Annotated in this window: 7 protein-coding genes and 1 riboswitch; of the genes, 5 read left to right on the top strand and 2 right to left on the bottom strand. The window is 68.9% G+C overall.

The genetic code is table 11. The features are described 5' to 3' along the window. Positions 1 to 241: 241 nt before the first annotated feature. On the bottom strand, positions 242 to 2743 hold the full coding sequence (locus L2C96_RS36110; RefSeq protein WP_237339389.1) for an AMP-binding protein: 2502 nt from the start codon (positions 2741 to 2743) through the stop codon (positions 242 to 244). A 181-nt stretch (positions 2744 to 2924) separates the two neighbouring features. Here L2C96_RS36110 and L2C96_RS36105 point away from each other — a divergent pair, with 181 nt between their 5' ends. The 5 genes from L2C96_RS36105 (at position 2925) to L2C96_RS36085 (ending at position 7814) form a co-directional block, all read left to right on the top strand. After that, positions 2925 to 3935, top strand: a complete 1011-nt coding sequence (locus tag L2C96_RS36105) for an iron ABC transporter substrate-binding protein (protein WP_237339397.1) — start codon at positions 2925 to 2927, stop codon at positions 3933 to 3935. Positions 3936 to 4030: 95 nt separating this feature from the next. Beyond that, positions 4031 to 5509, top strand: a complete 1479-nt coding sequence (locus L2C96_RS36100) for an ABC transporter permease (RefSeq protein WP_237339388.1) — start codon at positions 4031 to 4033, stop codon at positions 5507 to 5509. After that, positions 5506 to 6564 (top strand): ABC transporter ATP-binding protein, encoded by a 1059-nt coding sequence (locus L2C96_RS36095; RefSeq protein ID WP_237339387.1) that lies wholly within the window; start codon positions 5506 to 5508, stop codon positions 6562 to 6564. Before L2C96_RS36100 ends, L2C96_RS36095 begins: the two co-directional genes overlap by 4 nt. Positions 6565 to 6610: 46 nt before the next feature. After that, a riboswitch (cobalamin riboswitch) is annotated at positions 6611 to 6799 on the top strand. A gap of 31 nt (positions 6800 to 6830) precedes the next feature. Continuing rightward, the gene (locus L2C96_RS36090) at positions 6831 to 7064 is read left to right on the top strand and encodes a CbtB-domain containing protein (RefSeq protein WP_237339386.1); all 234 of its coding nucleotides are present in this window, start codon (positions 6831 to 6833) and stop codon (positions 7062 to 7064) included. Between the two features lie 12 nt (positions 7065 to 7076). Next, positions 7077 to 7814 carry a CbtA family protein gene (locus tag L2C96_RS36085; protein ID WP_237339385.1) on the top strand — a complete coding sequence of 246 codons (738 nt, stop codon included), beginning with the start codon at positions 7077 to 7079 and terminating at the stop codon, positions 7812 to 7814. Between the two features lie 24 nt (positions 7815 to 7838). Here the strand turns inward: L2C96_RS36085 and L2C96_RS36080 are convergent, their stop codons facing one another. Then, the gene (locus tag L2C96_RS36080; protein ID WP_237339384.1) at positions 7839 to 8786 is read right to left on the bottom strand and encodes a M48 family metalloprotease; all 948 of its coding nucleotides are present in this window, start codon (positions 8784 to 8786) and stop codon (positions 7839 to 7841) included. Positions 8787 to 8837 lie beyond the last annotated feature (51 nt).

Here is an 8837-nt window from a genome sequence, read left to right as displayed (position 1 = left end):
ACCAGGTACATGATGCCGATCTGCTTGTGGTCTGTCGTGCGGAACAACCGCAGCAGGACGGAACCCTTGGGTGGTGCAACGGCTGCGGGTAGCGGACGCACCGAGACCGGGGCCGGCTTGACGACCATGTGTGAGCTCCGTTCCTGTACCCGAAGGTCCGATCATACTACTAAAGAAGATAGTAGTGATGGCGGGGTGGCGAGCGCAGGCCGGTCCCGGTGGGCCGTCCAGGGCGTGGTCGCTATCGGCGGGTTGTCACCGTGCGGGTGTGACGCAGCATCGTCCACCGGCGGGTCAGTAGTCCCGTCGCTAGCCAGGCTGCCAACCCGGCTCCGAGGCAGGCCGCCACCACGGCAGCAGGGGGGAGGTAAGGCAGCAGTGCGGGGTAAACGGCGTAATGGGTGAGGTAGATGTACAGCGAGGCGCCTGCGAGCAACCCGGCTGTCCGGGCCAGGGGCTTCGGCAGCGGCAGTCGCGGTGTCAGGACCAGCAGCAGCAGTCCGGCCAGGATGAGCGCCTCCCGCCGGGGGTCGAAGAAGTAGTCGGAGACCAGCAGCATCGCAGTGCCCAGCACCACGAGCTTGTGCCATCCGCAGGTAGCGCGTTGCGCGGCCCAACCCAGAGCGAAGAACCACACCGTCCCCTGGATGCTCATCGCCCGTTCGGGAAACCCGCTCGTGTCGTCGACGAGAAGGCGTGCCGACGTCGCGACGGCCAGCGCTGCCGCAGGGAACCCGAAGGGATGACGCTGCTCGAGACGCCGCACGGCCGGGACGGCGAACACGATCGCCAGTACGACGAGAGTCTGAACCAGCACTTCGACATACCAGTACCCGGTGGCACCCTGCCGGACGTAGTTGTTGATCAAGAGGACGTTGGGCAGGAGCACGTCCGGTTGAGAAGCCGCTCGCCAGCCGATCCAGGCAACCGCCGGTACAGCGATCCGGGCGGCGCTACGCAGCAGGTTCGCACTGGTCCGGTTCCTGCTGCGGTCTGCCAGTGCGAACCGGGCGAAGTTCCACCCCGCGATCACCAGCAGCAGATGGGCGCCGCCGAGCAGCCGGAACAGGCCGACGTGGGTGCCCACCACAAAGATGATCGCGAGTGCCCGCAGGACGATGTCGGTCTCGACCGTCGTGGCGCGCTTGACCGAGACCCGGTTTTCCAGGACACGAACGGGCGTCACGTGCCAGTCCGGTGGAACGTGACCGAGCAGCCGTTCGAGTGCGAGAGTCATCTGCACGTAGGACATGGAGTCGCCGCCGAGGCTGACGAAGGTGTCCTTGTCGGACACGTCCTGACGGTTGACGACGGTGGCCAACGCCTGCCGCACGGAGCGCGCGGCCGGCTCCGGCGGGCAGGCGCCACGCAGGATGGCGGGGTAGTCGATCTTTCCGCTCGACAGACGGGGAAACTCACTCAGCACGCGGACGTGGATGCGGTGTGCGGGCAGACCGGTGTGGGCCGAGGCGAGAGCTCGGACGCGGTCAGGGGCCCCGGTGCCAGGCACGGCGACGACGACGTACTCGTCGTTACCGGTGCACGCTGTGTCCTGCCCGGATTCCCGTAGCCGTCGTTCCAGCACGTCCAGGTCGACTCGGTGGCCGAACACCTTGACGAAGCGGCTCCGCCGCCCGACCACTTCGTACAGCCCGTCCGCGCAACGGCGGGCGATGTCCCCCGTTGCGAGCTCGTCGACTGTGCGTCCCAGGGCGAGGTCGGCCGGTCCTTCCGCGTAACCGAGCATGACGTTCGGGCCGTGGTAGATCAGTTCGCCCACGTCTCCGCCGGTGTCGGAGCGTATCTCGAATCGGCCGCCAGGAATCGGGTGGCCGATCGTGCCGGGGCGGGACGTGGCGAGTTCAGGGGGCAGGTAGGACATCCGCGCGGTCGCCTCGGTCTGGCCGTACATCACGAAGAACCGCCAGCCGTCGCGCCGGCCCAGTTGGGCGTAGCGACGTACCGTCTCCGGCGGCAGCCGGCCACCGGCTTGGGTGACATACCGCAGGTGCGGCAGCTGCAGCCGCTCGAACTCGATGTGGTCGAGCAACTCGAAGGTGTAGGGGACACCGTGCAAGCTGGTCGCGCGATGGCGCCGGACGAAGTTCCAGAACCCGGGATCGACCACCGACTGTGCGGTCAGCAGGACCGTGGCGCCGCGCACAAGGTTGCTGTTGATGATCGAAAGCCCGTAGCAGTAGTTCAAGGGCAGTGACAGGACGGCCCGGTCATCGCTCCGGATGTCCAGGTAGTCCGCGATGGCCGTGGCGTTGGACTGGAGGTTCGCCGCCGAAAGGCGGACCAGTTTCGGAGATCCGGTCGACCCCGAAGTCGACAGCAGGACCGCCAGGTCGGGGTGCAGCACGTGCGCGGAACCGGTACGGCGTTCCTCCCACGCCGCGTAGCCCTTCGGCTCGCGGACCACGACGTCGGGGTCATACCGGGCGATGAGGGTGTCCGGTGGTTCGCTCGACGTGAGCAACACCGGATGTCCGGCGCGGAGGCACGCAAGGTAGGTGACCACGGTGTCGAGGTCATGGGCCGCGGTGAGCAGGACGAGCCGCCGGACCGGGCCGAGATGCTGGATCGCTTCGTCGACGCGGCGCGTGAGCTCGTCGTAGGTGAGAGTCGTTCCGTCGGGTCCGACGAGTGCCGTCCGGACGCCGAACGAACGCAGGGAATGTGCGAATCCCACCCGTGACTCCTGGTTCGGCGTTCCCCGCGGCGCGACCTGACTGTCCACTGCGACTCGTCCTTGTGTCGAGAGGGATGATCTTTCCCCGGGAGAGGGGAACGAAGAGCAGTCAAGCCTAACCAAAGTAAGGCTTGGCTTCGCTGTGATTCGTCCCATGCTGTTCCTCGATCCCGCGCCGACTTAAGGTAGGCCGACCTAAGTTCGACTTTTCAGGCGAGATGGGGCCTTGATGCAGCGGTTCAGGACAGCGGTGGCGGTGGCGGTCAGCGTCTTGACCGCCGTCAGCGTCTCGGCTTGCGCCGGGTCGGCGTCGGGCGGTGACGTTCTGACGTTGTACAGTGCGCAGCCCGCCGCGAAGGCCATGGTGGACGGATTCACCCAGGAGACTGGGATCAAGGTCGACATCCGGTCCGGTTCGGACTCGGAGCTGGCCAACCAGATCGTTCAGGAAGGCGACGCATCCCCGGCGGACGTGTTCGTGACGGAGAACTCGCCGGCGATGAACCTGGTGCAGTCGAAGGGATTGTTCGCCCGGGTCGACGACCTCACGCTGTCTCAAGTGCCGGAGCGCTTCGTTCCCGGCAACCGCGAGTGGGTCGGGTTCGCCGCACGCTCCACCGTCCTCGTGTACAACACCAAGGCCTTGGCGCCCGACCAGTTGCCCGGTTCGATCGTCGACCTCGCGCAGCCCCGGTGGAAGGACAAGATCGGGATCGCCGCGGCGGGCGCGGACTTCCAGGCCATCGTGAGTGCGGTGCTGGCCGTCGAGGGCGAAGCCGTGACGCAGCAATGGCTGGACGGGCTCAAGGCGAACGCGAAGATCTACCGGACGAACAATGCGGTGCTGACCGCGGTCAACGCTGGTGAGATCCAGGCCGGCGTGATCTACCACTACTACTGGTACAAGGACCGCGCCCAGGCCGGGGCCATCAGCGCCAACACCGAGCTGAAGTTCTTCAGCGGCAAGGATGCCGGTGCCTTCGTGAGCACTTCCGGTGCCGGCGTGCTGAAGAGCAGCGCGAAGCAAGCTCAGGCCCAGCAGCTCGTCCGGTACCTGACCGGACGCAACGGACAGCAGATCCTCGCTGACAGCAACGCGCTGGAGTACACCGTGGCGAGCGGTGTCCCAGCCAACCCGAAGTTGAAGCCGTTTACCGAGCTGGACCCGCCCGCCGTGGATCTCGCGACGCTGAACGGGCCGATGGTCGTGAGCATGATGCAGAAGGCGGGGTTGATCTGAGCCGCTCGGTGTTGTGGGCGCGTGCCGGCGCCCGCCGGTTCCGCGCTGGAGGATGGCCGCGGGGGACGGCTGTCCTCCGGTCGGCAGCTGGACTGGTGGGTTTGCTGGCCCTGGTGCCGCTGGCCTTCGTGGTCGTCTACACAGTCAGCGCGGGATGGACGCAGGTCGAGCAACTGGTCTTCCGCCCGCGCACCGCCGAACTGTTGTGGAACACCGGCCGGCTGGTGGGTGGATCGATGCTGTTGTCCGCAGCGATCGGGATCGGCGCGGCGTGGCTGGTGGAGCGGACCGCGCTGCCCGGCCGCAGGGTGTGGCACGTACTCCTGGTCGCCCCCTTGGCCGTCCCCGCTTTCGTGAACAGCTACGGATGGGTGTCACTGCTGCCGGGCGCGAGCGGGTATCTTGCCGCCGTCTCGATCGTGACACTGTCGTATTTCCCGCTGGTGTACCTCCCGGTGGGTGCGGCACTGCGAGGGCTCGACCCGGCGCTGGAGGAGAGCGCCCACAGCCTGGGGTACGGCCGGTTCCACACGTTCCGGCTCGTCGTGCTGCCACAACTGCGGCCCGCGGTGCTGGGCGGGTGCCTGCTCGTCGGGCTCCACCTGCTGGCGGAGTTCGGAGCGTTGCAGATGCTGCGCTTCCCGACGTTCACGACGGCCGTCTACGACCAGTTCCAGTCCTCCTTCAACGGCCCGGCCGCCAACATGCTCGCCGCCGTGCTGGCGTTGCTCTGCCTGCTCCTGCTGTTAGGCGAGTTGCGGCTCCGGGGCAGGCTGCGGTACGCCCGGGTCGGGGCGGGCTCGGCGCGGGAAGCCGCTCCAGCCAGGCTCGGCGCCTTCGCCGGCCCGGCGATGGTGACCCTGGCCGCCCTGGTCCTCCTGACGCTCGGAGTTCCTCTGGGCAGCCTCGCGTTCTGGCTCACGACCGGTCCGTCGGCCGATGTTCCGATCGTGGAGCTCTCCTCGGCGGTGGGGATGTCCCTCGGTCTGGGAGCGATGGGAGCAGCGGTCACGGTTCTGCTGGCGATTCCGGTCGCCTGGCTGGCGGTGCGGAACCGAGGGCGGTTCGCCACCGCGATCGAAAGGCTCACCTACTTCGGCAGCGGCCTTCCAGGCATCGTTGTCGCCCTGGCCCTGGTCACCGTCAGTATCCGGCTGACGCCCGCGTTCTACCAGACGACCGCCTTGCTGATCGTCGCGTACGCGATCCTCTTCCTGCCCCGGGCGGTGGTCAACGTGCGGACGGCGCTGGCCCAGGCCCCACCGGAACTCGAGGACGTCGCCCACGGTCTCGGTCTCACCCGCCTGGCAACCCTGCGACGGGTCATCCTCCCGCTCATCGCGCCCGGCCTGGGCGCGGGTGCCGCACTCGTCTTCATCGCCGTCGCGACGGAGCTCACCGCCACCCTCCTGTTGTCGCCGATCGGCACGCAGACCCTGGCAACCCAGTTCTGGGAGCACAGCAACAGCGTCGAATACGGCGCGGCGGCACCCTTTGCCGTCCTGATGGTGTTGCTGTCTGCCCCAGCCACCTACCTGCTGACTCGTGAGGCGAGAAGGACAACCCGGGAATGACCGAACTGACCATGTCCGGCGTCGTCAAGTCGTTCGGCCGGACCCCTGTGCTCCGCGGTGTCGACCTGCGGGTCCCGGCCGGCGGCATCACGGCGATCCTCGGTCCGTCGGGGTGCGGGAAGTCCACCCTGCTGCGGCTGATCGCCGGGTTCGCCGATCCCGATTCCGGCACGATCACCTTCGGCGGCCGCACGGCGTTCGCCGACGGCCGCTCGATCCCGCCACAGCGGCGCAGGGTCGGATACGTGCCACAGGAAGGTGCGTTGTTCCCGCACCGCACCGTCGCCGAGAACATCACCTTCGGACTGACCCGGCACGCCCGCCGTGCGGGCCACCGCCTGACCGAACTGCTCGACCTGGTCGGCTTGGACCACGAGCTCGCGTCCCGGTACCCGCACGAACTCTCCGGAGGACAGCAGCAGCGCGTCGCGCTGGCCCGTGCGCTCGCTCCCGCACCTGCGGTCGTGCTGCTCGACGAGCCGTTCTCGGCGCTCGACGCCGGGTTGCGCGAGGGCACCAGGAGGGCCGTGTTGTCCGCGCTGCGCGCCGCGGGCGCGACCGCCGTCCTCGTGACCCATGACCAGGCGGAGGCCCTGTCCCTCGCCGATGAGGTCGCGGTGATGCGCGCCGGCCGGCTGGTGCAGCTGGCGGCACCGGCGACGCTCTATCGCCTGCCGCGGGACGCGGACGTGGCGCGGTTCGTGGGCGAGGCCGTCCTGTTGCCGGCCTGGGTGCGCGGTGGCGTCGCGGACTGCGTTCTGGGCACCGTCCCGGTCCGGGAAGTCACGTTCGAAGGTCCGGCGGAGGTTCTGGTGCGGCCCGAGCAGATCAAGGTCACCGCTGGGGACGACGAGGGCGGGGTGGAAGCACGGGTCCGTGAGGTCAGCTTCTACGGCCACGACGCGTCGGTGGTGCTCGACATCGTGCCCGGTGGCCCGCGGATCACCGCCCGGCTGCCCGGCGCCGGTCTTCCCGATCCCGGAGACCGGGTCCTGCTCGCAGTGCATGGTGACGCGCTCGCGTTCCCCAAGTCGGACAGTGGCAACGATCAGTGATAGTAGATCCGCCCGGTTGCCGGATTGACCGGGCGGGAGCACCGGGAGATGCTGCTTGCCGACAAGTGCAGATCGAGGCGACGGTGCGCAGGAACCCGGTGTGATTCCGGGACGGTCCCGCCACTGTGACCGGGTAGTGAACCCCACGACGACCACGGCTGGTTTCTTCCGGCGGGAAGGTCGGGGCGAGCGGTGACCCGGGAGTCAGGACACTGACCCGTCGGCTTCCTTGACCGGGGCGTGTGTACCCCGTGAGGAGATGAAGGATGGCGACTCCAGCCGTTCCCCAGCCGGCCCGACCGCGGGTGCTGACCAAGGGCGCCCGCGACGTCGTGATCGCCGGACTGGCGGTCGCGATCGCTCTGCTCGCGCTTTACGCGATCTTCCTGGATCAGGGGGCACTGCTGTCCCCGGTGTTCGGTGAACTCTCGCCGACCATGAACTACATTCACGAATTCGCCCACGACGGACGGCACCTGCTCGCCGCCCCGTGCCACTGAACGGGGCCGGCCATGACACTGCTGCCCCTGCTCGGCCGTGGGCTGCTCGCCGGCGGTGCCGCCGGGCTGCTCTCCGGAGCCTTTTCCTGGGTGTTCGCCGAGCCCGTTCTCGACCGGGCCGTTGCCTTGGAAGCGGCCCGCCGAGCGACCGAGGGCACGCCGGAATCCGCCGAGGTGTTCAGCCGCTCGACGCAGCATGCGGGGCTCCTGTTCGGCACCACGGTCACCGGCCTCGCGTTCGGGGTGCTGTTCGCCGTGGTGTACGCGGTCCTTCAGCGCCGGCGGCCGGAGGATCGTCCGTGGTCGCTGTCGTTGCGCCTCGCTGGTGCGGCGTTCCTGGCCGTGGAGTTCCTGCCCTTCCTGCGGTACCCCGGGAACCCGCCCGGAGTCGGCGTGCCCGCGACGGTCTCCGAGCGGGTGAACTCGTGGCTCGCCGCCATCGCGATCAGCATCGTGTTCGTCACGGCGGCGTGGCAGCTGGCCGGGTACCTGCGACGTCGGGGCGTGCCGGACCCCGCGCGACAGCTCGCGGTCGCGGGAACGGTGGTCGCCGGTCTGATCGTGCTGTTCCTGCTGCCGGAAAATCCGGATCCGGTGACCGCTCCGGCCACGCTGGTCTGGCAGTTCAGGCTGCTCTCGCTGGCCTCGCTCGGTCTCTTGTGGACCGCGTTGGGCACCGGGTTCGGCTTGCTCGGCGAACACGCGAGGAGCGTGGTTCACCGAGCGCACGCCGGCCTGGCTCAGTCGTAGGGCGGCGGCTGAGCGGCGAGCTCTTCAGGCAACGGCGAGCTGGCACGTCGCGATGACCGCGGTCAGCACGCCGATGGCGGCGGCCGCAGGCAGGACCACCGCCGTCAGGGTCGCAAGGCCTGGCCAGAGTGCCCGTCGCCCCGGCCGGGCCGGCGCGGGGGTGTGGTCCAGCCGGGCCAGCCGGCGGCTGACGGCGTCGTCGGCGAGTGTGAGAGAGCCGTACGGCAGGTCGTGACAGGCCAAGGCGCTGATGGCCGACCGGATCGCCCCGGCGCCGCACGCGCGGGCCGCCGCGTCGTCGGCGGCGAGCTCCACCAGTTCGCGTGCCGCCGAAGGGGCCTGGCGGAACAACGGGACGATCGGCAGCGCCTTGCTCAGGGAATCGAGCAGCAGGACCAGCAGGTGGTGCCTGCCGCGGAGGTGGGCGTATTCGTGTTCGAGCGCGGCAGCTGTTTCCTTCGCGGACAAGGCCTGCGCCAGTCCGGTCGTCGCCACGACGATGCCGGCGGGGCGGCGGGCGAGGCTGAAGGCCATCGGCTCGTCGTCGTCGACCCAGAAGGTCATCGGCGAGCCTCCGTCGCACTGCGCGATTGTGCGAAGTGTGGTCAGGCACTCGTCGTTCGTGTGGTCCCGTTCCCGCAGGTCGCGCACGATGTGGATGACGAACCGGGCGGCCACCACGACGAGGAGGAGTGCCCCGGCCAGTCCGGTCAGTTGCCCCACCGAGGGAAGGGTGCCACGGGAGAGCGCGATCCAGCAGTCCTCGGCCGTCTTCACCAGGAAGACGCCGTGCCCAGGCGTGAGCAGCACAACCACGCCCACTGCCGCGGACAGGGCGCCCCCGAGGACCGCCAGCAGCCACGCCGCCAGGATCGTCCGTGGGGCCCGGCTCGGATCCCACCGGCGCAGCAGTGCCGGGCCGCACCACCCCGCCACGACTGCCCCGGCGAGCAGCGCGAAGGCCACGAGCATGTCCCCACCGGCTTTCTGTCGACGTCGGAAACGGAATCGTAACTACTACGA

Source organism: Amycolatopsis tucumanensis, assembly GCF_021654135.1.
GTDB classification, from domain to species: Bacteria; Actinomycetota; Actinomycetes; order Mycobacteriales; family Pseudonocardiaceae; genus Amycolatopsis_E; species Amycolatopsis_E tucumanensis.
Note: the sequence above shows the minus strand (reverse complement) of the source record. Positions and strands in the feature narration are given on the sequence as shown.

Excerpts from the sequence above, each read along its gene's own strand:
- L2C96_RS36105 (WP_237339397.1), top strand. The coding sequence starts at position 2,925 with ATGCAGCGGTTCAGGACAGCGGTGGCGGTGGCGGTCAGCGTCTTGACC.
- L2C96_RS36095 (WP_237339387.1), top strand. The coding sequence starts at position 5,506 with ATGACCGAACTGACCATGTCCGGCGTCGTCAAGTCGTTCGGCCGGACC.
- L2C96_RS36090 (WP_237339386.1), top strand. The coding sequence starts at position 6,831 with ATGGCGACTCCAGCCGTTCCCCAGCCGGCCCGACCGCGGGTGCTGACC.
- L2C96_RS36085 (WP_237339385.1), top strand. The coding sequence starts at position 7,077 with ATGACACTGCTGCCCCTGCTCGGCCGTGGGCTGCTCGCCGGCGGTGCC.
- L2C96_RS36080 (WP_237339384.1), bottom strand. The coding sequence starts at position 8,786 with ATGCTCGTGGCCTTCGCGCTGCTCGCCGGGGCAGTCGTGGCGGGGTGG.